Origin of the sequence: Vibrio maerlii (assembly GCF_003415655.1) — a bacterium.
GTDB lineage: Bacteria > Pseudomonadota > Gammaproteobacteria > Enterobacterales > Vibrionaceae > Vibrio > Vibrio maerlii.
Window position 1 is genome coordinate 258,350 of record NZ_QRHC01000002.1, and the last position, 25,999, is coordinate 284,348.

Sequence of the window (25,999 nt, forward strand, 5' to 3'; positions counted from 1 at the left end):
AAAGTGGTATGCCGTCAATTTACATCATCTCTGTGCTACACATGTTCAACGCCACAAAAATGAGAAAAATTGCTTTCTTGCAATATTTCTTACCAATAAATCATACAAATGCCTAATAAAGCTTCATTTTCATTCAGAGCGTTCTGTTACAAAATTTATGCGTAGCTTGACCCACGAATCATGCCTACCCTTGTATAATTTCAATCGTTTAGTCATCAGCGAAATTGAAACGGTAGGATGTGTATGAAAAAGGTATTAGTCACAGGTGCCACTAGCGGCATCGGTTTTGAGCTGACCAAGCTACTTTGCGAAAAAGGATACCAAGTTGTTGCGACAGGACGAAACAAGCAAAAGCTTCTAGAGCTTGAGCAACTAACAGGTTGCACAACTCTCGCAGCCGATCTCAGCCAAGCTAGTGAAGTGATGGAGATGTTCAGCTCTGCACTCGAAGCGGCAGGTCACATCGACGTACTGATTAATAACGCAGGAATGAACACTCGCAAGTGTCCGATTGATGAGCTCACTTTAGAAGAAATAGACCAACAATACGCGGTAAACCTACGCGCCCCTATGCTATTGAGCCATGAAGCATTGAAGGTAATGAAGCCTAAAAAAGCAGGTCAAATCGTAAATGTCGTCAGCACTGTGGCGAAACGAGCCAGCGAGACAATGAGTGTATATACCGCAATGAAACAAGGATTTGCTGGTTTCAGCGCTGTCTTGATGAAAGAGGCTCAACCACACGGTATTAAGGTAACGTCTTTGTTTCCTGGCGGTGCAGATACCAACTTCCGTGAAGCTGACCGACCTGAGTATATGCATCCTAAAAGTGTTGCGACGGCCATTGCTCAACTTCTTGAGTTACCTGAGGATCTCATCATGCATGAGATGACCTTCAGGCCACCAGTTGAAGTTGAGTAATACCTTTTAGCATCTTAAGCAATTTGCTACTCAGTTAATACAATACTCAAAACAAAGCCAACGATAATGAACGTTGGCTTTGTTGTTTAGGTGTGCAATGAAACCGAGCGAAGGTAAGCACTCGCTTTAATGCTGAGCTTCTTCTTCACTGACTTCTACCCGTACGGCTGCGACCTTAAACTCCGGGATTTTGGCATGAGGATCAGTCGCCGTCGTGGTGAGTTTGTTGACTGGCGATTCCACAAAGTGGAATGGTATAAACACCACACCTTGCTGAATTCGTTTCGTCACAAATGCCGCGATATCGATCTCCCCTCTTCGTGTGGATACCTTTATTTGTTGACCATTACAAATATCCAATGCTTCGGCATCCGCAACGCTGATCATCGCTCGCGGCCCAGCTAGGTTATTCAAACCCTGAGTTTTCCGAGTCATGGTGCCTGTGTGGAATTGCTCTAGCACTCGCCCGGTAGTAAGTACTAATGGATATTCCTCATCGGGTAACTCAGCAGCATATCTAAATGGAATCGCCTCCATCTGCCCTCGCCCACGAGTAAACTGAGTGCGGTGCATAATACGCGTCCCTTCAGGGTTATTCTTGTTGCTTGGCCATTGAATGCCTTCAGGGGTAATGTTCTCCCAACGTAAACCACCGTATTGGGGGGTAACGCGAGCAATTTCATTGGTGATGTCCGATACCTCTCGATAGTGCCAATCACTGCCCATCGCATTCGCTAAATATTGAATGATTCGCCAATCCTCTTTCGCCTCACCCGGTGGTTTAACCACTGGATTCACTCGCTGAACGCGGCGTTCAGTATTAGTGAAGTGCCCAGATTTCTCTGCAAATGAACAAGACGGGAGAACAACATCGGCATACTGCGCCGTCTCCGTTAAAAAGATATCCTGCACCACCAAGAAATCGAGTGCTTCCAATCCCTCAATAACATGAGCTTGATTTGGGTCGCTCAACACAGGATTTTCGCCCATCACATACAAACCACGAACCTCACGTTTGCAGGCTGCATCGATGATTTCTGTCAGAGTGAGTCCAGCCTCTGCTGAGAGATTATTGGTATCCCACTCAATGGCAAACTTTTGACGAATGAGTGGGTTATAGACTTTCTGATAGCCCGGATAGTTGTTCGGTAGCGCGCCCATATCACAAGCCCCTTGAACATTGGACTGACCTCGGAGCGGGTTGATCCCTCCCCCCTCAATACCGATGTTGCCACATAGCATCTGTAGGTTAGCAATAGAGCGGACATTATCATGGCCTGTGGTGTGCTGAGTAATACCCATCGAGTAATACACCGCTGTGCGTTTGGCCGTACCGATCAAGCGAGACATGGCAAACACATCTTCGGCTTTGACGCCCGTTACCAGCTCAACCTTATCAAGCGCGTAGTTTGGCGACATCACCTCTTGCAGCAAGGTATCAAAGCCATCAACGCGCTCATCGATATAATCTTGGTCAAACCAACCGTTTTTAATGATTTGTTGCATCACACCATTAAGTAACATCACATCCGTTCCCGGTCGATGCGCCAAGTACAACTCAGCATGGTCAGCGATATCAACGCGTTTCGGGTCAGCGACAATTAACCGAGCACCATGGTGGCGAACCGCTTGTTTGATATGAGATCCAATAATTGGGTGTGCAGCAGTCGTGTCAGACCCTATGATGAAGATAACATCGGAGTGTTTAATACTCGGAATATCATTAGTCATTGCACCACTACCCAATGACGCTTCGAGTCCTGTTACCGTAGAGGCGTGACACAAGCGAGCACAGTGATCGACGTTGTTCGTACCAAGCTCACGGCGAATAAACTTCTGGAAGGCGTAGTTGTCTTCATTGGTGGTTTTTGCAGACGAGAAACCGGCTAAGGCATTCCCACCAAAGCTCGACTTGATGGACGATATCTTATCTGCCACCAGCTGAATGGCCTCTTCCCACGTCGCTGGCTGCAACCAACCATCTTTGCGAATCAGAGGCGTCGTTAAACGCTCTTCGCTGTGAATAAAATCGAAACCAAATCGTCCTTTCACGCAAAGCATGCCCTCATTGACTGGCGAGTTGGCCCCTTTGACGTGTTGGATTCGATTGCTCTGCTCATCCACCATCATGGTGAGCTTACAACCGACGCCACAGTAGGTGCAGATGGTGTCGATCTCTTTCAGCGCCTCTACTCTACCCTGAGCCTTATCTCGCGAATCCGTCAACGCCCCTGTTGGGCATACTTGAATACACGCACCGCATTGAACACAGTTCGAGTCACCCATCTTGGTCCCATCTAAACCAAAATTAGGTCTCAATTCTGGTCTGGAGGCTGGCTTGCCATCCTTGTTGGACATGAAACTCAAGATGCCGTGTACCGCCTGATCTCGGCATGCATAAACACACTGACCACAGCTCACACAGCGGTTGGCATCAAATGTGATGAACTGAGAGCTGTCATCAATGGTGAACTTCTGACGCTTCTGTATTGAATGATAGTTAGACCAATATTCAGGCTCTTTCATTTCGACTGGTTCAGCCACATCAAAGCCTTGAACTGCTCCATACTCGGTCGCATAGTCACGCAGGTCGCAGTTAGTATTGGCCTGACAGCCACACTCCAAACAGCGAGCAGCTTCCGCTATGGCATCAGCATTGGTAAAGCCGGTTTCGACCTCAGAAAAGCTCTGTGCTCTTTGCTCTGTGGTCAGCTCGGGCATAATCTGGCGAGCAACTTTCGTGATATGCGAGAAATATTGGCTATCGACTTGCTTCAAGCGTCTCTCTTTTTGAGCATTAAAAGGCGTTTGAGGTATAGAATCCATACTGCCTTCAAAAAACCTATCAATCGCTTGCGCCACCTTTCGTCCATCAGAGACCGCCTCAATTGCCGTCGCTGGGCCACGACGAAAATCACCAATACTAAAGATGTTGCCTTGCCCAGTGTGCAGGGTACTTTCGTCTACTTCAGAGGTATTCCATCGCGTTAGTGGCAGCTCGATTGAGTCGTCTTCTAAGAAACTTAAATCTGGCTTTTGCGATACTGCCGCGATGACCGTGTCATATTCCTCAATAAAGAACTCCCCGGTCGCAGTTGGCCTACGGCGTCCTGATGAATCAGGCTCACCTAACACCATTTTTTCCAAGCGAACAGCAGATACTCGTCCATTGTCGTCAGATATATTCTCCACAGGATTGGTTAAGAAATGAAACTTCACACCCTCATGTTCGGCTTCTTCGATCTCATAATCCTCGGCAGGCATTTCATTGCGTGTGCGTCGGTAAATAATCGTCGTGTCCGCACCATCACGCACCGCCGTTCGCGCACAATCAATCGCGGTATTACCACCACCAATCACTGCCACTTTTTGCCCAGTGGTAAATCGTTGCTCGGTGACATAGTCCTTAAGATAATCCACGCCCAAGTAGCAGCCACCTAGTTCACTGCCCTGATATTTCATGTCGACGGCGAGCGATGCACCCACAGCTAAACAAACCGCATCATAGTCGTGGCTGAGGCTAGTCAGTGAAAAGTCTGAGCCCAAACGTTTGTCACACTCGACTTGCATACCTGTACGACACATCAGCTCAATTTCTTTATCTAGGATGTCTTTTGGCAAGCGATACTCAGGTATGCCATAACGTAGCCACCCGCCTGCTTTCGGCATCGACTCAAACACCATCACCTCATAGCCTTCAAGAGATAAATAGTACCCTGCGGTAAGTCCGCCTGGGCCGCTACCTATGACGGCTATTCGCTTGTCTTTACTCGTTTTTTTAGGCGGTTGGTAGCTTTCATGCGCAGCTAAATCGGCATCAGCTGCGTGGCGCTTGAGCTGACGGATCGCTATGGGCTCATCGACCAAGCTTCGACGACATTCTGACTCACAAAACGCAGGGCAAACTCGGCCAATAGAGAGTGGCATAGGTAGTGTTTGCTTAATGATTTCAACCGCTTTCTGATGGTTATTTTGTGAGATATGGTAGAGGTAAGATTGAATATCGACACCGGCAGGACATGCGGTTTTACATGGTGCTTCGCAGTCAGCATAATGGTCGCTGAGAATACGGTTGAGCGCCTGTTCTCGATGCTCACTTAGTCGGTCGGACTGAGTAATGACATCGAGCCCTTGGCTAACTTCAAGCTCACAGGCACGCTGCATCTGCCCATCTCGATGCTCAACGACACATAAATCACAGGGGACCTTATCGTTAGATTTGTTCAAACCGCACAGCGATGGGATCTCGACACCACACACCTTTGCGGCCTCAAGCAGCGTCAATCCTGGTTCAACAACTCGATACTTACCATCAATGGTAATTAACATGACGCGCCTCCTAGTGTTGTAATCCGATGCGACGGCGAAAATGTTCAGTTTGTTCGATACACGTCGCACTTAACCTTAAATTATATGTGGATATTGCATTTCGTTCTGGTACACAACGCTAAATTTATAAATAAGAGCGAGATTCCCTATCTCGCTCGTGAGCTCGCTGTAGGGAATGACAAAGTTGATGCAGAAAAAAAACGAAAGGCCCAAAACCTTATAGGTCTTGGGCCTTCATGTTTGCTAATTGAAACTATTAGCTTTTATTCTGTAGAACGATGATTAGAAGTTCTTAATCGCTTCTAGCAACTCTACGTTTTCTGCTTTTCTGCGGTAGAACACCGGTGGTTGACCGACTGGAGCGTCGACTTTCGCCCAGCCACCAGTGAAGATTTCGCCTGTCCAAACATGAACCCACTCATCATCTGGTAGGTACAGTTCTTTCACTTCCTCACCTTGGTTATAAACTGGTGCGACTAACAGGTCACGGCCAAATAGGTATTGATACTTGATCTCGTAAGATTCTGCATCTTGCTCATAGTGCATGAACAGCGGACGCTGAACCGGCATACCCTTCGTTGCATTTTCTTCAACGGCTGCCTTGATGTATGGCTTAAGGTGCTTGTAGATCTTCGTCATACGAGCAAGGTGAGCCATTGTTTCTGCATCCGTGTCGAACTGGTGGTTGTCGCCAGGGCGGTTACCTTCGTGGCTACGCATGATTGGGGTGAATGCCGCCATCTCTGCCCAGCGTTGGAACAACTCTTTTGAACGTGTATTACCGTGAAGCGTTGTGTAGCCGCCGATGTCACTGTGGCTGATACCGTTACCCATCAAACCTGCTGATAACGCTGCTGGAATGACCGACGCTAGACCATCATCCTTCTCCCAGATTACCGATTGGTCACCGGCCCAAAGTGCATGACAGTATCCTTGCATACCTGTTGCGCCAGCTCGCATGAAGAATAAGATGTCATTTGTCTTACCTGCTTCCGCAATCGCTTCGTGTTGAACTTTCGCCCAGCGGTAAGGCCATTTGTTGTGTTCGATCTCCGCGCTCACACCATTGTGCAGTGAACAGTCGGTTGGTAAGTACTCACCAAAGTCACCCATCCAACCATCAAGACCGAAGTCGATCATGTTCGACTTGATTACACCTTTGTACCATTCGCATGCTTCAGGATTTGTGAAATCAACGACGCCACAGTAAAACTCACCGAAGTCGACAACATATTTTGAACCATCTTCTTTTGTAGCTAGGTAACCTTTTTCAAGAGCTTCGTTGTATAAAGGGAAGTCTTCTAGTACGTATGGGTTAATGTAACCTAGGAAGCGAACACCCTCTTCTTTCAGTTCATGGATCTTAGTATCTAGACCAGGGTATAGGTCCGAGTTCCACTGCCAATCCCACTGTAGACGCTTACCAAATGATGTCATCTTGATGCCTTGCCAGTCCTGACACCACGCACCCGCTACTTCAACGCCCGCTTCTTTTGCAGCGGTTACCTTATCGATAGTAATTTCAGTACCACCTTGGATACCCAGAATCACGCCGTTGTATACCCACTCTGGTAGCGCTGGTTGACGACCAAATACGTCACTAATGTTAGTCATCAGCTCAGGGAAAGATTCTTCCGCGTCTAGCAATAGGTACTCAGGAATATTCCAACACTGCAGCTCGTGGTACTCCGCGTGAGTAAAGTCGAAATCGGCGTAAGCCGTTGTTTCTAAATGGCAGAAGTATTTCTTGTCAGATACGAACGTTGGTTGTGGGTAGTTAGTGGTGTAGTAGTCACCACCCGCTTTATCTTTTACGTCTGCTTGCCATGTTGTGTAAGTGTTTTTGTTACGACCAACACCTGGTTCAGAGCTCCATAGCGGGAAGTTTTTGCCACGTAGGTTTAGGTAGGTTAGCTGCTCACCACAACCAAATACGCGCTCTTCTTCTGTTGCTGCAACGCGCATCCAGAAGCGATTAAATTTCTTATCGACAGCTTCAAACTCAGCCTTCAAACGACCTTCTTGTGTCTCAGAAACCAGCATGTTAATCACTGGTTCACCGTCGAATTTGAACAATACAGATAGATTTTCACGACAATTCGCTTCAACCTTTTCAAGGTCGAACTTACGTAGTGGAAGACGCTCAGTGACGTAGTCTGTGATATCGAAGTTACCACGATACATGTCGTAGTTTGCTTCACCCACACCGACAAATAGGCTTGGGTTAGTTTCAGAATGTTGGAAAACAACGCGGTTTTTATGCGTAATGGTTAGATTACCGTCGTTAATTTGGAATTCCATGGGGTCTCTCCACGTTAAAACTGGGGGATATACCAATCACATTAATTATCTGCTCATTCTTGCCTGTTAAAACCGCTGATAACTGCGTTAAAGATTTTGTAGGTAGAGTAACTAGCTAGCTGCAATCTTTGCCTTGTTCTAAGCGGTTTTTCCTACGCAATTTTCTGAGCATCCAATTAATTCGACTGGTATTTTAAAAATTAGGGCTAAAAAAAGCGCACAAACGTGCGCTTTAAAATGATTAAGTGCGACGATTATTTAAATTGAATGTCGTAGTTTGCTTGGATAGCTGCTTCACACGTTTTGATTTCGTTCTCGAAACGTTCCATCCACTTCTTACCTTCAGCACCAGAAGTCGCTAGGAAAGACTCTTTAACTGGAGCCGCAGCAGTTTGGAATGCTTGCTTCTCTGCAGCCGTTGGGTTGTATACCGTACCGCCTGCTTTCTTGAACTCTTCGTATGCTGTGAACTCTTTATGTTTCGGGTAAGCACGTAGGTATTGGTTTTGCGCTGCAACACCATCGATAACGACTTGTTTTAGCTCGTCTGGGAATGACTTAAATTTGTTGTCGTTGAACACCCAAGCACCACCCATGTAACCGTGACCGTCAAGGATCATGTAGTCTAGGCTTTCGTGGAACTTGTTCATGATGATGTCTACGATACCGTTCTTAGTACCATCAACCATGCCTGTAGATAGCGCTGTATATACTTCAGGCCATGCGATTGGCGTAGGTGCGCCACCTAGTTCTTTCACTAGCTCTTGCTGAGTTTTCGCTGGTACTGTACGAAGTTTTAGACCTTTCACGTCTTCAGGGCTCTTAACCTGCTTCTTCGTAGTTGCGATGTTACGCCAGCCACCAGAGTTAGATACCATCATCAAACGGATGTTAGGTGCTTTTGCTGCTAGTTCTTTACGAACGTCACCGATGAACTGCTCGTTGTCGTATACACACTCAGCAACACGGTCGCTTGGTAGCATGTATGGCATATCAAATGCACCGATTGGCTGCCAGAAGTTACCTAGCTCAGGGATTGTGGTTTGGAAGTAATCAAACATGCCCGCTTGAACACCCGCCATACACTCTTTTGCGTTACCACAAAGCTGGCCAGAAGGGTAAATATCAACTTGGATTTGGCCGTTTGAACGAGATTCTACGTAGTTTTTAAACACAAGTAGTGACTGATGGTTATAGCCATCTGTAGAAGTTACATGCGGTACAGTCAGCTTGTAATCAGCAGCGTTAGCAGCGCCAGCAGCAAATAGAGAAGCAGCAGCTAAACCTAATAGTGTTTTTTTCATGATAAGTCCTTTCAATGTTATTGGTGTGACCCGATTGAATATGTTTTCAATTAATTAGATCACATTTTCTGTAATTAATTATTATTGAGCTTGTATTTGAAGCTTTCGCTCTCTTTTAATTCTGAATATTGTGATGCAAAGCATGGTTGCATTAAACGTGTCATTTAATATTCCACCATACGAACCCACAATATACGCATTAATCATCCAGATTAGGGTACAGATGAGAAACGCTATTCTCATTCGCAGACCTTCAGCACAAAACAGAGCGTAACAACTCACTAGTGATGCAGCTGCTGGCAGCAAATCAGTTGGGCTTGTATAAACGTAAGCACTGAGTGCAACTTGCAATAGAACAAAGAACCAGAAGACCTTTATTCCTTTAAATTTCAACGAAATAAATGCTCGAAAAGAGTTAACAAACAGGTTTAAACCAGCAACAAGTGCTCCGAGCAATGTGTAATGTAGAGAGAAGGTTAAGCATGATAAGCAAATCAGAGCTTTCATGCGGTTATCATTCACCGTAGAAGCAGCCAAAATATTAAAACCAAAAGCGACAAATCCTAATGCTTGAATAAATGTGTCGCTCATCAATATTTCGCTCTCTCTATTAATATAATTCTTGCATTTTAAAAAAGGGCCCTGCGAACTATTCCGATTTATTAATAGAGATAAACACAGGGCAAATAATATTAAAAAACACTTTAACGTTTAGGACTTCTACCCCCTAAACACAAAACAAACTATAAATTAATTTTTTCATTATATATAATGAAACAAATTCATTTTTTGATTCCAAACCGGAATGGATATAGATTTACTTCGCACTTTTTGTCAGCTGGCTGAAGATCAAAATTATCGAGTCGCCTCAGAGCACTTGTTTATCACTCAATCAGCCCTAACAAAGAAGATAAAACGCCTTGAAGAACAGATAGATGTCACACTTTTTGAACGTGGCAGGCACGGTGCCGAACTGACGCCAATGGGTAAGATTTTGTTGCCTGAAGCCAAGCGAATGCTCAAGAGTTTTCAATCTTTCCAAACGCTTTCCAGCTATGTGGCAGAGGGCACATCTGGACACCTAAATATTGGCTTTGGTATTTCTTCCTTTTATGAAGCCCCCGCATATATCGCTCAATTCAAGCAAGATCATCCGAATGTTCATGTCAGCTTAAACGACTTTCCGTCACATAAGATGATTGAAGGATTGATGCTAGGAAACATTCAAGTTGGTTTCGATAGACTACCAGCAGAGGCACCACTGAAAACGTTTCCACTATTTAGTGATCAGTTGGCAATAGCGATTCATAAACAGGAAATGACCGATGAAAACGACCTATGGGCTTCGCTAAGTCATCACGATTACCTTGGGTTAAGTCCAAACAAAAACCCAACCATGCTTAAACATATTAGCGCTTACTTATGGGAAGCAAAGCAACAGCTTACTGCGGTAGAAGAAGCCGATGACATCATGACTCTACTAGCATTGGTATCCGCGCGCTTGGGCTACACTATTATTCCAGCCAGTGTGGCACGCATTAGCCAGCCAGAGATCCGTTTCATTCCTTTAACGGGTGATCATGCGAGTTGGGAAGTCGGTTTGGTTTGGAACTCTGAACGTATCGACCCAATCTGTACAAAGTTCATTGAACATGTTGAAGCGACAAGCAAAACTGAGCACAAATAAAAGGTCTAGCACTACGCTAGACCTTTGAATTTAAACTATATATTTTGCTTCTTGCTTAAGTGACAGCTTGTGCTCTTAACTCATCAGCGAGTGTATGCACATCAAAGAACACTACCTGAACATGATTTTCTGGTAGGTGGATAAAACCCAGAGCGCCTTGTCGTTTTAAGACTTTTTCATCTACTGCACCCGTGTCTTTTACCTGGATACGAAGGCGCGTTGCACAGTTATCAATGGTGCCTTCGACGATATTCTCGATACCACCTAAACCAGCAAGGATTTTACGCGCCTTCGCTTTTAGGTCGCCTTTGTCATTAATCATACCTTTCTCCTAAATAAAAAGTGCCAGCGTATTGGCCAGCACTTTCAGTCGTTACCAATTATTTAGCTAACCAGTAATTACATAGTCAGCTTGTATGAAGCTTCGATTTCTGCTTCACACGTTTTGATTTGAGTTTGGAAACGCTCTAGCCACTCTTTACCTTCTGCATCGGCATTTGCAGCCCAGTTGTCGATAACTGGCTTAGTCGCTGCCTTGAATGCTTCTTTTTCAGCTGGTGTTGGGTTATAGATCGTACCGTTCGCTTGCTTAAATGTTTCGTAAGACGCGTACTCGTTGTGTTTAGGATACGAGTTAAGGTACTGCTGCTGCGCTTCGATTGCATCAAGAACCACACGCTTAAGCTCTGGAGAAAGTGAGTTGTACTTCATGTCAGACATCACCCAAGCACCGCCCATATATGCGTGACCATCTAGTGTTAGGTAGTCTAAGCTCTCATGGAAACGACTTTGAATGATATCAACGATACCGTTCTTAGTACCTTCAGCAACACCAGTAGAAAGCGCGGTGTATACCTCAGGCCATGCGATTGGTGTTGGAGAACCGTCAAGCTCTTTCACTAGGTCTTGCTGAACCTTAGCTGGAACCGTACGAATCTTCATACCCTTCACATCTTCAGGAGTCTTGATCGCCTTGTTCGTTGTTGCGAAGTTACGCCAACCGCCCGAGTTCGCTACCATCATTAGACGTGTGTTTGGTGCCTTCTTGATTACGTTCTTACGAACATCAGACATAAACTCGTCGTTACCGTATACACACTCAGCTACACGGTCGTTTGGTAGAAGGTATGGTAGGTCGAATGATTCTGCAGGTTTCCAGTAGTAAGCGATTTCAGAAACTGTTGTTGGGAAATAATCAAACATACCTGCTTGAACCCCAGCAATACACTCTTTACCTGAGCCACAAAGCTGGCCCGAACCGTAGATGTTTACTTTAAGTTCACCGTTAGAACGAGTCTCTAGGTGGTTCTTAAATACAAGCAGAGACTGGTGGTTGTAACTGTCTGGTGAAGTCAGATGAACCACGTTGAACTCTGTTGCAGCCGTTGCTGCAGCACTTGCAAGTAGAGCGGTAGAAGTCGCTAGTGTTAGAAGTGTTTTTTTCATTATTTTAAATCCTTGTAGGATATAGCTTTGATTTTAATAACGGCACCTTGGCTTTGTTGCCGGGCTCTTTGTCCCTTGAGTGTGCCGTTATTTGTATTGCTTACATGATGCCGAACGCTTGAGGCAGACCAATCACCAATTGTGGGAAGCACGAGATGATGAAGATAAGTGCCATTTCAACAATCAAGAATGGGATAATCTTCTTAGAGATTTCTGATACTGGTACTTTCGATACGCCTGATGCGACGAACAGTACAAGTCCCATTGGTGGTGTTGCTAGACCGATTGATAGGTTTGCACACATAACCACACCGAAGTGAACAGGGTCGATACCCGCTGCTGTCATGATTGGCGCGAAGATTGGTGCGAAGATAAGAATCGCTGGGCCCGCATCTAGGAACATACCGATTAGGAATAGCAATACGTTGATGATTGCAAACAGTAAGTATGGGTTATCTGTGATGCCGTTCATGAAGTCAGCAACCATCGTCGATACACCAGACAAGCTGATTAGCGATGCGAAGCCACTTGCCGCCGCAACAATGATTAGGATAGATGCTGCATTCACTGCTACTTTCGCAAATAGTGCGTAAGTTGCTTTAACGTTTGTCGCCTTAATGATGTATAGCGATACAACAATTGCGTACGCTACCGCTACTGCCGCTGCTTCAGTCGGAGTGAAGATACCACCGTAGATACCACCTAGGATAATAACTGGCGTTAGTAGAGGAACAATCGCAAGTTTGAATGCCTGGCGACGCTCCATTGCTGGCGCACGTTCCATAGGTTTTACATCAGGGTACTTGTTGATCTGAATACGGTTCATGATCATCAGGCCAAGACAGAAAATGATGCCTGGTGTTACACCCGCTAGGAACATTGCCGCTACTGACGTGTTCATTACGAACGCGTAGATAAGCATGATGCCTGATGGTGGGATGATGTTACCAAGTACCGTCGCCGCTGCTGTAAGCGCCGCTGAGTAGCCCGTGTCATATTTGTACTTTTTCATTTCAGGGATAAGCATGCCACCGATCGCTGAAGTTGCCGCTACCGCTGAACCTGTTAGAGCACCAAAAATAGTTGCTGCAAGGATAACTACGTGACCAAGACCACCGCGTAGATGCTGAACCATAGTCTGAGCAAAAGCGATAATACGTGGTGTGATACCACCCGCTGTCATGCACTCACCCGCCAGCATGAAGAATGGTAGTGCAAGTAGTAGGAAGCTATCTAGACCAGAGTAAAGGCGCTGATAAAGCATGTTCGCAAACAGCATTTGGTCATTTTGGAATAACGTAATGATTGGCGATAGACCGAGTGTAAACAGTACAGGTACACCGACAATCAGAAGAATTAAGAAATATAGAATAAAAATTGGAGAAACCATTACAACACCCTCTTAAGCCGCAGTCTTAGATTCAACCAACGGAGATTCTTCTTGCTCTTCCGTTGATTCAACTGCTTGTTGGCCGCCTTCATATAGACCAGTCGTTTTTGCGGTTTGAGATACGTCTTCAAAATCGCCCAGAATGCCGCGAATTGATGCGATAGCCTTTTGTACTGCGTACACGATAGTCACAGCCATCATCACTGGTGGGATGATGTAAACGAAGTACATTGGGATAGGAAGACTGTCCGCCATTACCGAACCTGTGTTGAAGAAGTTCCAACCGAACTTGATCCAAACTAGGAACACTAGAATTGCTGCAATGTGTGCAACAAGTGCAAACGCTGCATAGAGACGTGGCGCTTTCTTCTCTAAGATCTCAGTCAAAAACGTCATCGCGATGTTTTTGTCTGTGAGGTAAACGAAAGGTAGGCAAAGGTACGTCATGTAGATCATTAGGAATCGTGAAGATTCGTCAGTCCAACTTAGAGGCACATTAAACACATAACGGAAAAGAACTTGAGCGACAACAATTACTGTCATGACTAGCAATAAAATACCCGCTACATGCCGTAAAAGTCTTGAGACTGGAGTCGTCACTGTATTCAATGCTTTTTCAATTGCTCGTAGCATAGAATCACCTAAGAATTGTAATTATAAATTATGGAAACAACACATTGTTCACTGGAAGTGCATTGATAACTTAGATAGTTATTCTGTTCCGTGACTATTTTCACAACCAGAAACAATGTGTCATTTTTTGTAGGGTTAATGTCACATTACGGACATTTCTGTTGAATTATGCCTTGCCGTTTGAACCGAATAGACGGATTTTGTGTTGTACAACTTCCATCATTGATGCGATACCTGTGTTCATTACATCAGCAAGAATGAAGTCGTTACGGTTCTCATCCCAGTGTGCTTGAACACCAGAGATAAAGCCTTGGCGAAGCTCTGTATCAACGTTGATTTTCGCAACACCACGCTTAACTGCTTCAACAACTTGGTCATCTGGCACACCAGAACCACCGTGAAGAACGATTGGTTTTTTCACTGCTTCTTTGATTTCAGTCAAACGGTCAAACTTAAGCTCTGGTGTTGTTTTGTAGACACCGTGAGCAGTACCGATAGAAACCGCTAGGTAGTCAACGCCAGTGCGCTCAGAGAAATCTAGAGCTTCTTCAACTGTTGTGATCATTGCATCTTTCTCATCAACCGTGATGTCATCTTCAGTGCCACCGATCTTACCGATTTCACCTTCAGAGCCTAGGCCAAGAGCAGCTGCAACATCGACTACTGCTTTAGTGATGCGGATGTTGTCTTCGAAAGGAAGTGCAGAGCCATCAAACATTAGCGATTGGAAATCACATGTCGCAGCTTCCATGCATTGCTCGAACTTACGGCTGTGGTCAAGGTGGACACAAACAGGGATTGTAATTTCGTGATGCTCGATTAGAGAGTCGATTGCGTTACGTAGTGGCTTCATGCCCATTTCGTTAATCGCTTTTTGGCCAATCTGAATCATGATTGGAGATTGCTCAGCTTGACCAGCTAGTAGTACTGCTTTGATTGTTTCTAGGTTGTGTGCAGTGAAAGCGCCGATCGCGTAACCGTTGTTCCACGCTTCTTGAATCATTGTTTTACCAGATACGTAAGGCATTATTTTGTTCCTTTATAAATTTGTGTCTTTTACGACTTTCGTTTCGTTGAGGTCAAAGTTACCAATCAAAGGTGTCTATTTCTGTTAAACAGCTAACACTTTATTACAAGAATAGACACAAACGGACAATTTTGAGTACTGGACCACAAGTTTTGACAGGAAAGTCTGTTGATTTTGACAATCGAATGGACATTTATGGACGAAAAGATAGGAAACAATGTTGAGAAGCAATGCGGGAGCTCTTCAATTTACGCGTTCTTGGGCTCGATATGGTTTTCTAGAGACACAAGAAAGCCCAATAAACCTTATTAGGGTCTGTTGACCTTAAGAATAACTAACAGGTTTATTGGGCTATTTATTATTGAGACAAATTGATGGGAACTAGTCCTCCCCTTGCTCTGCTTCTTTAGTCAGCGTCTTAAAGGCGGTTCTTACCGGAATGAAAATCTGAGAAAACAGCGCAAGCCCCCAAACTGTGTTGCCCACAAACGAAGGAACAAATGACACAATGGCGAGCGTAACGAAACACAACGCAATACCAATGTAGCGTACTTTCGCTGTGCCAAAGCGATGTGCGGTACGCAATTCAATCACTTCCTGAATCTTCAACAAGCAATAGAGGTAGGTCGCTAAGCCAAGACAACCAAGGACGGAATACTTGAATGGGAACTGATCCATGAATCCAACCTTAACTTCTGCCGATAAGGCGACACTGATTGTCACAGAAGAAAGCATCAACACTAGGTGTGCGATGGTCCATTTTACGAGCGTTCTCGGTTTGGTATCACGTGGCTTACCATTACCGACAAAATCAAAATAGATCCAGCACAGCAGGAAGATAGACAGACCACCGAATGCGTAGTTAACGAATACGTCACCGACGACATTGTCAATCCCCTTCTCTGCTAAGGTAATGACCAGTTTAAAGAAACCTTCCCCAGCAACAATCAATAGCAAAAGGGCAAAACGTTCCGCCATGTGACCGAAGCGTGGTAGGAAACGGTCGCTGTAAAGGACACCGATTTTCGGAGCCACATAAAGCCCCGCCAAAACCAACATGCCGACACCAAACGCTAAATAATTATAGGGAGCTGGCAGGAAGGCACTGATAAGGAATATCACAGCCCCTAATGTAAAGTTTCGAGCCATACGACTCGGCAAACAGACCTCCACTTGCTCAAGTGTTTTCGCTCGGTAATAGAGTAACGCCATGATCCCTCGGTTAATGGCGTAACCAATAGCGAAGTATGCCCAACCAGCCCCATCTATGTGCACGATAGAGGAAGACATGATCATGATAGTGACGATCTGCGCCGCCATAATGTAACGGTGTTGTATGTCTGTACTGACGTAAATCGAGTTGAAAAGACTCAGATCGAACCAAGCAAACCAAATCACGGTAAAGAGTGCAGCAAACACTAGGAACCCAGTAACACCTAGGTGATCACTCAAAAAATTACCGAGAACGAAAATTGAAACAACATGGGCTAAATCATAGAAGAGTTCTATCCAGTGGACATGATCACTGCTGGTATCTGCATCTAAGTGATGCTTTGGCTTTCGCCACAGAGCGTGTTTTTTTGATAAGTCCATTTGATGACATCCTTACGCACTTACGGTATTCGAGTTAATGAGTTTCATTATGGAAAACAACGTAATTTATTCAAGCGATAACGTGTTGTCAGTTAATTACTTTTTGGTAGGACAGTAAGATCAAAAAAGGTGATAGCCGAAGCCATCACCTTTCAATACGTCAATTCAATTTACTAAAGCGTCGAGATTACTTTAGGTTCTCATCCAAGCGACCTGCTGCTAGCGCTGGAGCTAGACCAGGAGTCAACGGTAGACGAGGAATCACTAGACAGTGCATTAGGTGGTAGATGTCTTGCTTACCATCCCATACCTTACTTGTGCCCGCTTGGTTATTTGCATCAAGCTCTTGCCACCAAGAACAACCTTCGTAATCGATTAGGTAAGTGCGGCAGTAATCCCACCATGTACGGTACCAATCTTCGTACTTCTTCTCGCCTGTAACAGCGTATAGCGCGTAAGCTGTACCGATTGCTTCAACTGGAGCCCAACGGATACGCTCACGAACAACAGGTTGACCTTCCCAGTCTACTGAGTAAACAAAGCCAGGTGCACCGTCTACAGCCCATGCATCACGTACTGTTGCATCGAATAGACCGATTGCATCTTCTAGTAGCCATGCTGGTGCTTCTTCACCGATTTCTAGTAGAGTTGCACGTAGGTGACAGATTAGACGACCCCACTCGATCCAGTGACCAGGTGTACCGCCGTATGCACGGAAGTGACTTGCTGGTGTCTCTTTGTTGTAGTCTGGAAGTGGTTTCCAATCAGAATCGAAGTGCTCGTTTACACGGTAGTTCAGACCTTTTGCTGTTTTGTTGATCATGAACTCAGTGATGTTTAATGCGCGGTCTAGCCACTTCTTATCTTTTGTTACATCGTAAACGATCAGGAATGCTTCAACGGAGTGCATTGCCATGTTACCGCCACGGTAGTCTTCTGTTTCCGTCCAAGCACGGTCCCAAGACTCGTAACACATTTGACGATCTTCAACCCAGAAGCGGTTTTCGTAAACATTAATTGCTTCATCAAGAAGCGCTTGAGCACGAGGGTGACCCGTTGTAACAGCACTTGCTGCGCCAAGTAGAACGAACGCATGTTGGTAGCCTTGTTTAGACTCATCCATGATGCCTTCGCCTTCGTTATCGATCGTTGCGAACCAACCACCGTGTTCTTTATCTTTTAGTGGACCTTCAAGAGCCTTAATACCGTGCTCTACAAGGTCGTATGCACCTGGGCGACCCATATGTGCTGCTAGTGCGTAGCAGTGAAGCATACGAGCTGTGATCCAAAGGCGAGTACCCATTTCTTCACGAACGTTACCGTTATTACCAATCCAGCCGAAGCCATTTGGAACAACAGAGTTGCGACCAAATTCAAAAATGCGGTCTGTTTCTGTGTCCAGCCAAGAGGTATGGGATTTGGTATTAATCCATTTCATAGGGTGTTTCCTCGTTATTATATTTTGTTGTCACTGTATTTTTGTGTTGAATCTAAAGTACCAGTCAGTGACGTTTAATTCTGTTAGTTAGTTATCACTTTTGGACAAAAACAGACAAAAAGTGACATGCAAATGTAATTTTTTCTTTGACTATTTCACGCCAAAGCGATGAATAGTCTTCTCTTCAAACACCTCACCCGGATTCAGACGAGTTGATGGGAAATGCGCTTGGTTCGGGCTGTCAGGGAAGTGTTGAGTCTCTAAACACATGCCCGCGCAAGATTCGTATTTAAAGCCATTTCGACCGAACCAAGGTTTGTTCGACAACTTAAAACCGTTGTAGAACTGGACTCCTGGTTGAGTGGTGAGTACCGTCATAAAACGGCCACTGTTTGGCTCGTAAAGCTCAGCAGCGTAAGCGTATTCACCTTCGGTCTTAGAGCCATCAATGATCAGGTTATGGTCAATCCCTCGGTCTGGCATTAAATCCATATTCTGACCAATCACTTTTGTTTCAGTGAAGTCCAGACCAGAATCTTTAACTGAGCGAATCTCACCCGTTGGGATTGATCTATCGGTAACCGGGGTATAGAAATTTGAATAGAGCTTCAATTCATGACCATCAATAGAGCCGGAATCATGGCCTGCCAAATTATAGTAACTGTGATTGACCAAGTTGATCACGGTTGGCTTGTCGGTTGTCGCTTTGAAGTTGTAATGAACCTGATTCATTTCATCTAGGCCGATGGTATGAGTCACATTCAAATTGCCGCCATAGCCCGACTCACCATCTGGAGAAACTCGGCTCAGGTGTAGATAAATTGCTTCCTTTTGCTCTTCAACGGCAAAATTCCAAACATGCTTATCAAAGCCTTTGCTACCACCGTGCAAATGTTGCTTTGTCGGTGGCTCATTAGTTTCTAGCTGAAAGGCTTCGCCATCCAGCTCATAGCGACCATCTTTAATTCGGTTTGCATAACGGCCTGCAATGGCACCAAAGAACGGGTGGCCATTTAGGTATTTTTCTAGGCTTTCATACCCCAGAACAAGATCGGCTTTATTACCGTCACGGTCTGGTGTTTCAATAGAGGTGACAATACAGCCATAGTTGGTCACTTGTATCCTCATACCTTGACTGTTTTCTAATGTGAACAGCTTCACTGGTATGGATTGACCTTCGACTTCACCCCAATTTTCGACACTAATTTTCACGCTAATCTCTCCAAGAAGAACAGGTGTCTCAAATAAAAAAAGGGTGAGCTAATGCCCACCCCGTCTCAATTTTTATTATTTTACTTTTGGTTCTAGGCCAGAGGTTACGCGTAGTTGCTCAAGTACTGATGTCCAGTCTTGGCGACCACGGCCTGCTGCACGAGTGATGCTGTAAAGCTCACGAGATGCAGCGCCACATGGCATTGGAACGTTAACTTGGTTTGCTAGGTCTAATGCAATACCTAGATCTTTGTGTGCTAGGTCAACCATGAACACTGGAGATAGGTCGCCAGCCAATACTTTGTTTGGCCATGTTGTAGTGAAGTGACCTTTACCTGCAGGCGTGCCGCTCATCACTTTCATTGCTGTTTCCCACTCAAGGCCGATTGCTTCAGAAAGCGTTGCCGCTTCTGCAGATAGTGCGTTCAGTGCGATACTCATGTAGTTGTTGATCACTTTAACGCGGATACCTTTACCTGCACCGCCACAATCTACTGTTTCGTTACCCATGCAATCGAATAGCGGCTGTGCACGTTCGATTTGCTCTTTAGTACCGCCCGCCATGATTAGAAGCTCACCACGAACCGCATGCTCAGATGTACGACCAACCGGTGCTTCCATCATTGAAAGATTTGCTTCTGCAGCTTCTTTAATGAGTGCATCCGTCTCTAGAGGGTGGATAGTAGACATATCAATAAGCAGTGACTCTTTGCTTAATGTAGAAGCGATACCGTTTTCACCGAAGATTGCGTTCTTAACTAGCGCGCCGTTTGGCAGCATTGTAATTACGAATTCTGAGTCTAGAGCTGCATCAGCAGCTGAAGAAGCTTGTGATGCGCCATCAGCGACTAGTGCCTGAATTGCAGCTTCGTTGATATCGAATACTTTTACTGAGTGGCCGCCCTTCAGAAGAGTACGAACCATAGGAGTGCCCATTTGACCTAGACCGATGAAACCAATAGATGACATGTGAATTCCTTGAAATATGTTTTGTTCTGTTTGATGACATGATTGTCGATTTGCAATCAATATAAACATTTCGAACCACCACTTCCGCCACACGTGTCACATTTTGTTGTTTTATGTCCATTTTGGTTGTTTTGTGATTATTATCCCAGACCACAACCTCCATATAGGTATACTGAAAGCACTTTAATCGCCCTCTATACAAACGAAATGTCTATATAGATGGTCAAAACAACATATATAACGAGAAACAAGAAGAGAAACCTTATGTCTATAGCGTGCCTAGGTATTACCGTACTAGATAGAATTCAACGAGTGGCAAGCCTACCAACAACGGGTGGTAAGTTTGTGGCAAAAGATTACTTTGAAGTGGGCGGTGGTCCTGCGGCGACAGCTGCTGTAGCCGTTGCTCGATTGGGCCACGATGTCGATTTTATTGGCCGTGTAGGCTGTGATGGTGTTGCAGATACTATGCTAACTGAATTAGCTGGCTACGGAGTTGGCGTAGAGAGCTGTGTGAAAATTCAGAATGCGTCTTCTTCTTTCTCTGCAATCCTTGTCGATGACGAGGGTGAGCGTATGATTATTAACTACCAAGACCCATCATTAAGCCGTGATCCAAAAACACTAGAGTCTGTTGATTTTTCAAAATATAATACAATTTTAACAGACGTACGCTGGATCGAAGGTGCCAAATACGCACTAGAACAAGCAAAAATCAACAACATCCCTTCCGTACTCGATGCGGATCTTACACCAGAGCCTATCGATGAGCTTGTGCAACTTGCTGATCATGTAGCGTTTTCAGAGCCTGGATTAGAGAAATTCACTGGTGAAACAGATCCAATAAAAGGGCTCAAAATCGCTCAAGAACGTACAGAAGGTAAAGTTTATGTTACAGTCGGTTCAAAGGGTTGTTATTGGTTAGAGAACGGTGAACTAAAACACCAATCAGGCCTAAAAGTAGACGTTGTCGATACGACAGGTGCTGGTGATGTATTCCACGGAGCATTCGCAGTCGCGGTTGCAGAGAAGATGGAAACGCGCCAAGCAGTACAATTCTCGAACACAGTAGCGGCACTAAAGTGTACTAAGCGCGGTGGTCGTGAAGGTATTCCAAGCCGTAATGACGTAAACGTTACATTGAGTAAAGCAGACTAATTCTTAAAAAGGGATACCGTGACGAATCCAAGACAAGATAAATTAATTAAGCTCGTCATTGATAAAGGTTACTACACCGTTGAAGAGCTTGCCGAAAAGCTAGATGTCTCAACACAAACTATCCGTCGTGATATTAAAAAATTGAGTGAGCAGCGATTGCTTGTTCGTCACCACGGTGGAGCAAGCTCTCCGGCAACAAAGACCAACCTAGATTACGAAGTTCGTAAGGTGTCAGAAACTGACCAAAAACGAGCAATAGGTAAAGCGATAGCTGAGCTTATCCCAGATAACTCAACCATCTTTATTACTATTGGTACAACGGCTGAGGTGATTGCCAGCGAGCTACTTGAGAAAAACAACCTGCAAATCATTACTAACAGCCTTCGTGTTGCGAATGTTTTGCACGGTAACAAGAGCTTCGATGTGCTTATCCCAAGCGGTAAGGTAAAAGCATTCAATGGCGGTATTGTCGGAACAGAGGCGTTAGATTTCATCTCTAACTTCCGTTTTGACTACCTGATTACCAGTGCAGCCTCGCTCGATGTTGATGGCACACTGCTTGAGTATGATCTCAACGAGACTATGATTACTCAAACGGTTATGAAGTCAGCTCGCCATGTGATCGTTGGTTTGGACTCAACCAAACTGATTCCAAAGGGCTCCATTGAGCTGGGTAACATCACTGATGCGACTTACTTATTCACTGACAAGCCTCTAAACGCTAACTTAGAAGCGATTACGGAAAAAGGTGAAACCCAAGTCGTTGTGTGTGAATAAACTATGCTCCAGCTGATTTATTAGCTAAGCTTCAGATAAACAAAAGGCCTCAAACTTATAATAAGTTTGAGGCGTTTTTAATGTTAATCGGGTAAGCAGCCTTCGGTATAGATGACCACAATCAATCTCGAGGTAAATCTACCGCGGTCATAGTTTGAAAAGCTAACGTGTCATTTTTTTGACCAAGTAGCTTCTTGATCTCAAGCCGCTTCTTGCTCTTTAGTACCCACTGAGCAGCAGATACCTCTGTCATTAAAGTACTCAGCGATTTTGCTGACGCGATTCTGGAACGTTTGACGATCAAACTCTAAGTCTTTCATCTTGTATGGTAAGCCCAGAGATTGGTATTTTTCTTCCCCTAGACGCATGAAGCTCAACAATTGAAGAACCTTAACTTGGCCACCCATCTCATGTTGAATGAAATCAGCCGTCGCCCCAATATTGTCAAAGTCATCGTTGATGTTTGGAATAACCGGAATACGCAAAATCAACTCTTTACCTGTTTTCGATAGTTGCTTTAGGTTGTTGAGAATCTTGCGATTATCGACTCCTGTATGCTTCTTGTGGTCATTGCTATCCATCAATTTAATGTCAGAGATAAACAAGTCTGTATAAGGCAATACCTTCTCAATTCTGTTCCAGTTGGCGTAGAAGCTCGACTCTAGACAGGTATGGATCCCCTGTTCCTGACAAGCCTTGAACAACTCCAACACAAAACCACTTTGCAGCAATGGTTCCCCCCCTGAAACCGTCACACCACCACCAGAGCGGTCGTAAAAGCCTTTGTCTTTCATGATGAGTTTCATGCACTCATCGACGGTCATCTCTTCTCCCCATTGCTTGATGGCTTCAGATGGACACTCTTCGACACACTCCAAACACCCTGTGCATTGGTGACTGTCTATCTCTTTCAGCATGGAGTCGGAATAGATCAGCATTTTGTTGTCTGGGCAGATATCCCGACATGACCCACAGTGTTCTGTCGAAATGCATTTGTTGTTGTAAACACCCACTTCAATTCGGCGTTTAAAGCTCTCTGGGTTACCACACCAGTCACATCGTAATGGGCAGCCCTTCAAGAATATCTCGGTGCGTATACCTGGGCCGTCATGCAAGGTAAACCGCTGTATATTAAGTACTGTTGCTTGATCTGACACTTTATACCTCTATCAGTCTTCGCTTTTTCACTTAGGTATAGAAACGCGAAAACCCAAGCCGTCAGTTTCTGATGAAATGAATGGCTTGGGTATCGATTCGGTTTACTCGTTAGAATCGTAGCTCGGTACGTTGAATCAAGTCATCTTGTAACGGCTTACCCAACTCCACAAAGTAGGCACTGTATCCCGCCACACGAACAAGCATATCCTTGTACAATTCTGGGTTCTTTTGCGCTGCCTTCATCTTCTCTGAGCTCATGATGTTGAATTGAACATGCATGCCCTGCTTGTTGATGTACTCATCAACAAAACTTACAAGGATGTCACGCCCCTCAACACCTGATACGGCATCTTCTGGGAAGCGTAAGTTCAGCAACGTACCGTTGGTTGCCAAGCTGTGGTCAACCTTAGTAACCGAATTGATCACGGCTGTCGGACCTTTGATATCATGCGAACCACCCGCGGTATGAACCGGCCCCATGTTGTCTGAGATTGGTTCTCCGTTTTTACGGCCATCCAACGATGCGTTGGTGTAAAGACCCATACCCACGTTGGCATTTACAGTGTAAACACCTGGGCTAAACTTACCGCCACGAGGGTTTTGGCGACCTTGAACATGGCGGCAGTAACACTCAAACATAAAGCAGAATAACTCGTCCGCTTCATCAATATCATTGCCGTAATGTGGAATTTTCGAGCTGTTCACCAGTGCATAAAGCTTCTGGTGACCATCCCAATTATCTTTCACAGCATCCAGCAATTGCTTGCCAGTGTATTTCTTCGTATCAAAAACCAGCTTTTTGATACTTGCTAATGAATCCGCACAGGTTGCAATACCCGCAGCTTGCGGCGCAGTGCCATTGTATTTGGCACCGCCGTAAGTCATGTCCTTACCAGACTCAATACAGCCCTCAAAGAACGCCGAGATGTACGGTGTCGGCTTGATCATACGGTGCATCTTGTCGGTAATGTTCAAACAGCTACACAGTTGATCACACCAATAAGCAAATTGCTTATCCACGCTCTCCAAAACTTCTTCAAATGATTGGTAAGTCTCAAGGCTACCAGTATCAGGACCAAGTTGCATACCAGCATTTGGGCCAGAAAGAATACGACCGCCGTTGATCACCATCTCCATCATCTTCGCTGTATTCACATAGCCCGCATCTAACCAGCCGTGCTCCTTACCTGGAATGGTTGGCTCCACACAGCCTACTACCGCATAGTTACGCGCTTCTTCTACCGTAACGCCTTTACTCTGCATCGCTTTGATTGCTGGACCATCATTAAACAGTTTCGGGTGACCGTAGCCAGCACGAACACACTCAATAGTTTTGATTTTTAGCTCGTGAGGTGTGTTCTCATGCATGCGCAAACATACCCACGGGTTCATCATACGAGTATGTGCCGAAGCTTCGAGCATCAACATTGTCAGGTCATTGGTTGCGTCGTTACCGTTTTCATCGACACCACCAATGGTTAGACTTTCGCCACCAAAACCACGACCATTACGCACTTTTACTGTGCCCTTGTCTTTCAGCTTAGTTGGGTTATTCATCTTCACATAAAGCACTTCTAGTACTTCAAGAACGAACTCTTTTGTAACCGCGTTTTCTTTCACGTCCTTGTCGTAGAACGGGTACATCCATTGGTCCATACGACCATAAGAGATAGAGTGACCGTTACCTTCGATTTGTGTCATCGTCACAGCGAAGTTGAATAGCTGAGCAGCCTGCCAGAACGTTTGCGGCGTACCACCTGCAATTTGGTAGCAGTTCGCTGCAATCGCTTGAAGCTCTTGCTTGCGTGTTTCATCTTGCTCTTCAAACGCCATATCTTCAGCTAATAGCGCGTAACGAGTAATGTATTTCTTCGCCGCTTCTAGAGAGATGATGGTCGCCTTGTAATAATCACGCTTCTCTCCAAAGTCAGGATCTTGCTTCGATAGATTAGCAAAAGCGGTTTTCGCTTGTTCTAGAACACCGTCGTAACCCAAGGTCATCAACTTGTTGAAGTCCATAGCAAAATGACCAATACCCGCAAAGTGATAGTTGTTGGTTTGGAACACCTTCTCACCCATGTGAGAGCCTTTTTTCTGGTCTTCATCTAGATGTGCTGTGATGAACTCATTGGTGGTCTTGCCTTTCCAGTACTCACACAACTCAAGAATTTCGGCACGGTCTTCATCATTACGAATGTAGAACTGGTCGTTTGCACGCTCTTCAAATGGTGAGTTAAGAATCTCATCAATAATCCAATCAACAGAGAACTCTGGGTAAATAGGTGACGCTTTGGCAGGCGCAGCGATCTCACCAAGAATTAAATCTTCATCATAGATATGCAGGGTGCTGTTCAGCAGGATATTTTCAAAAGCCAGTGCACATTGCAGGATGCGCGGCACGGCTTCATTTTGTTGGTATGCCTGAGTCACCAAGCGAAGACGCTCTACGTCAACATCGTAAGGGCGATCGAGAAAAGTTTGGCGTAGGCGATTTACACGCGGGAACGGAGACCAATCTTCATGTCCGACTTCGTAACCCAACCCATAGACCTTATCAAACGCTTCTACACCTCTTGCATCTGTATGCTGGGTTGCATTTAACTCAAACAAATTCTCTTTTTCTGCCTGGAAGTTATCCATCAGCTACCTCTTAAAA

Annotated in this window: 19 protein-coding genes; 4 read left to right on the top strand and 15 right to left on the bottom strand. The window is 45.1% G+C overall.

What is annotated here, in order from left to right; all coding sequences use genetic code 11:
• Positions 1–243: 243 nt before the first annotated feature.
• A complete protein-coding gene (locus DPF91_RS02130; protein WP_117232780.1) occupies positions 244–921 on the top strand; it encodes an SDR family oxidoreductase in 678 nt (225 codons plus the stop codon).
• A 126-nt stretch (positions 922–1,047) separates the two neighbouring features.
• Here DPF91_RS02130 and fdhF read toward each other — a convergent pair whose 3' ends face one another.
• The 4 genes from fdhF to DPF91_RS02155 form a co-directional block, all read right to left on the bottom strand.
• Positions 1,048–5,250, bottom strand: coding sequence for a formate dehydrogenase subunit alpha (fdhF, locus tag DPF91_RS02135; RefSeq protein ID WP_117232781.1), 4,203 nt, complete (start codon positions 5,248–5,250; stop codon positions 1,048–1,050).
• Positions 5,251–5,532: 282 nt separating this feature from the next.
• A complete protein-coding gene (locus DPF91_RS02145) occupies positions 5,533–7,551 on the bottom strand; it encodes an alpha-glucosidase (RefSeq protein WP_117232783.1) in 2,019 nt (672 codons plus the stop codon).
• 254 nt (positions 7,552–7,805) lie between these two features.
• Positions 7,806–8,855 (bottom strand): TRAP transporter substrate-binding protein, encoded by a 1,050-nt coding sequence (locus tag DPF91_RS02150; protein WP_117232784.1) that lies wholly within the window; start codon positions 8,853–8,855, stop codon positions 7,806–7,808.
• Between the two features lie 81 nt (positions 8,856–8,936).
• Complete coding sequence (locus tag DPF91_RS02155; protein ID WP_117232785.1) at positions 8,937–9,446, bottom strand: YgjV family protein; 510 nt, start codon at positions 9,444–9,446, stop codon at positions 8,937–8,939.
• Positions 9,447–9,660: 214 nt separating this feature from the next.
• Here DPF91_RS02155 and DPF91_RS02160 point away from each other — a divergent pair, with 214 nt between their 5' ends.
• Positions 9,661–10,542 (top strand): LysR family transcriptional regulator, encoded by an 882-nt coding sequence (locus DPF91_RS02160; RefSeq protein WP_117232786.1) that lies wholly within the window; start codon positions 9,661–9,663, stop codon positions 10,540–10,542.
• A gap of 55 nt (positions 10,543–10,597) precedes the next feature.
• On the opposite strand, the gene DPF91_RS02165 is transcribed toward DPF91_RS02160, so the two are convergent.
• The 9 genes from DPF91_RS02165 to yihU form a co-directional block, all read right to left on the bottom strand.
• Complete coding sequence (locus tag DPF91_RS02165; protein WP_117232787.1) at positions 10,598–10,864, bottom strand: PTS sugar transporter subunit IIB; 267 nt, start codon at positions 10,862–10,864, stop codon at positions 10,598–10,600.
• 77 nt (positions 10,865–10,941) lie between these two features.
• Complete coding sequence (locus DPF91_RS02170) at positions 10,942–11,988, bottom strand: TRAP transporter substrate-binding protein (protein ID WP_117232788.1); 1,047 nt, start codon at positions 11,986–11,988, stop codon at positions 10,942–10,944.
• Positions 11,989–12,088: 100 nt separating this feature from the next.
• Positions 12,089–13,378 (bottom strand): TRAP transporter large permease, encoded by a 1,290-nt coding sequence (locus tag DPF91_RS02175; RefSeq protein WP_117232789.1) that lies wholly within the window; start codon positions 13,376–13,378, stop codon positions 12,089–12,091.
• Positions 13,379–13,390: 12 nt separating this feature from the next.
• A complete protein-coding gene (locus tag DPF91_RS02180) occupies positions 13,391–14,011 on the bottom strand; it encodes a TRAP transporter small permease (protein WP_117232790.1) in 621 nt (206 codons plus the stop codon).
• A 166-nt stretch (positions 14,012–14,177) separates the two neighbouring features.
• Entirely contained in the window at positions 14,178–15,038 is an 861-nt protein-coding gene (locus DPF91_RS02185) for a class II fructose-bisphosphate aldolase (RefSeq protein ID WP_117232791.1), read from the bottom strand.
• A gap of 381 nt (positions 15,039–15,419) precedes the next feature.
• Positions 15,420–16,631: a low temperature requirement protein A gene (locus DPF91_RS02190; protein ID WP_117232792.1), complete on the bottom strand. Its 1,212-nt coding sequence runs from the start codon at positions 16,629–16,631 to the stop codon at positions 15,420–15,422.
• Positions 16,632–16,818: 187 nt separating this feature from the next.
• Positions 16,819–18,069 carry an AGE family epimerase/isomerase gene (locus tag DPF91_RS02195; RefSeq protein WP_117232793.1) on the bottom strand — a complete coding sequence of 417 codons (1,251 nt, stop codon included), beginning with the start codon at positions 18,067–18,069 and terminating at the stop codon, positions 16,819–16,821.
• A gap of 150 nt (positions 18,070–18,219) precedes the next feature.
• Positions 18,220–19,281 carry an aldose epimerase family protein gene (locus DPF91_RS02200; protein WP_117232794.1) on the bottom strand — a complete coding sequence of 354 codons (1,062 nt, stop codon included), beginning with the start codon at positions 19,279–19,281 and terminating at the stop codon, positions 18,220–18,222.
• Between the two features lie 75 nt (positions 19,282–19,356).
• Positions 19,357–20,250 carry a sulfolactaldehyde 3-reductase gene (gene yihU / locus DPF91_RS02205; protein ID WP_117232795.1) on the bottom strand — a complete coding sequence of 298 codons (894 nt, stop codon included), beginning with the start codon at positions 20,248–20,250 and terminating at the stop codon, positions 19,357–19,359.
• A 264-nt stretch (positions 20,251–20,514) separates the two neighbouring features.
• Between yihU and DPF91_RS02210 the strand changes: the two genes are divergently transcribed.
• Together DPF91_RS02210 and DPF91_RS02215 are read left to right on the top strand one after the other, a co-directional pair.
• Complete coding sequence (locus DPF91_RS02210) at positions 20,515–21,408, top strand: PfkB family carbohydrate kinase (RefSeq protein WP_117232796.1); 894 nt, start codon at positions 20,515–20,517, stop codon at positions 21,406–21,408.
• 18 nt (positions 21,409–21,426) lie between these two features.
• The gene (locus DPF91_RS02215; RefSeq protein WP_117232797.1) at positions 21,427–22,185 is read left to right on the top strand and encodes a DeoR/GlpR family DNA-binding transcription regulator; all 759 of its coding nucleotides are present in this window, start codon (positions 21,427–21,429) and stop codon (positions 22,183–22,185) included.
• A 200-nt stretch (positions 22,186–22,385) separates the two neighbouring features.
• Here the strand turns inward: DPF91_RS02215 and hpfH are convergent, their stop codons facing one another.
• Positions 22,386–23,342, bottom strand: coding sequence for a (2S)-3-sulfopropanediol dehydratase activating enzyme (gene hpfH / locus DPF91_RS02220; RefSeq protein WP_117232798.1), 957 nt, complete (start codon positions 23,340–23,342; stop codon positions 22,386–22,388).
• Positions 23,343–23,451: 109 nt separating this feature from the next.
• Positions 23,452–25,983: a (2S)-3-sulfopropanediol dehydratase gene (gene hpfG, locus DPF91_RS02225; RefSeq protein WP_117232799.1), complete on the bottom strand. Its 2,532-nt coding sequence runs from the start codon at positions 25,981–25,983 to the stop codon at positions 23,452–23,454.
• Positions 25,984–25,999 lie beyond the last annotated feature (16 nt).

What these genes read in the sequence shown, in the direction of transcription:
- DPF91_RS02145 (WP_117232783.1), bottom strand. Translation starts at nt 7,551, where the DNA reads ATGGAATTCCAAATTAACGACGGTAATCTAACCATTACGCATAAAAAC.
- DPF91_RS02150 (WP_117232784.1), bottom strand. Translation starts at nt 8,855, where the DNA reads ATGAAAAAAACACTATTAGGTTTAGCTGCTGCTTCTCTATTTGCTGCT.
- DPF91_RS02180 (WP_117232790.1), bottom strand. Translation starts at nt 14,011, where the DNA reads ATGCTACGAGCAATTGAAAAAGCATTGAATACAGTGACGACTCCAGTC.
- DPF91_RS02165 (WP_117232787.1), bottom strand. Translation starts at nt 10,864, where the DNA reads ATGATTAATGACAAAGGCGACCTAAAAGCGAAGGCGCGTAAAATCCTT.
- hpfG (WP_117232799.1), bottom strand. Translation starts at nt 25,983, where the DNA reads ATGGATAACTTCCAGGCAGAAAAAGAGAATTTGTTTGAGTTAAATGCA.
- DPF91_RS02210 (WP_117232796.1), top strand. Translation starts at nt 20,515, where the DNA reads ATGTCTATAGCGTGCCTAGGTATTACCGTACTAGATAGAATTCAACGA.
- DPF91_RS02160 (WP_117232786.1), top strand. Translation starts at nt 9,661, where the DNA reads ATGGATATAGATTTACTTCGCACTTTTTGTCAGCTGGCTGAAGATCAA.
- DPF91_RS02175 (WP_117232789.1), bottom strand. Translation starts at nt 13,378, where the DNA reads ATGGTTTCTCCAATTTTTATTCTATATTTCTTAATTCTTCTGATTGTC.
- DPF91_RS02170 (WP_117232788.1), bottom strand. Translation starts at nt 11,988, where the DNA reads ATGAAAAAAACACTTCTAACACTAGCGACTTCTACCGCTCTACTTGCA.
- DPF91_RS02190 (WP_117232792.1), bottom strand. Translation starts at nt 16,631, where the DNA reads ATGGACTTATCAAAAAAACACGCTCTGTGGCGAAAGCCAAAGCATCAC.
- DPF91_RS02155 (WP_117232785.1), bottom strand. Translation starts at nt 9,446, where the DNA reads ATGAGCGACACATTTATTCAAGCATTAGGATTTGTCGCTTTTGGTTTT.
- fdhF (WP_117232781.1), bottom strand. Translation starts at nt 5,250, where the DNA reads ATGTTAATTACCATTGATGGTAAGTATCGAGTTGTTGAACCAGGATTG.
- DPF91_RS02195 (WP_117232793.1), bottom strand. Translation starts at nt 18,069, where the DNA reads ATGAAATGGATTAATACCAAATCCCATACCTCTTGGCTGGACACAGAA.
- DPF91_RS02185 (WP_117232791.1), bottom strand. Translation starts at nt 15,038, where the DNA reads ATGCCTTACGTATCTGGTAAAACAATGATTCAAGAAGCGTGGAACAAC.
- yihU (WP_117232795.1), bottom strand. Translation starts at nt 20,250, where the DNA reads ATGTCATCTATTGGTTTCATCGGTCTAGGTCAAATGGGCACTCCTATG.
- DPF91_RS02130 (WP_117232780.1), top strand. Translation starts at nt 244, where the DNA reads ATGAAAAAGGTATTAGTCACAGGTGCCACTAGCGGCATCGGTTTTGAG.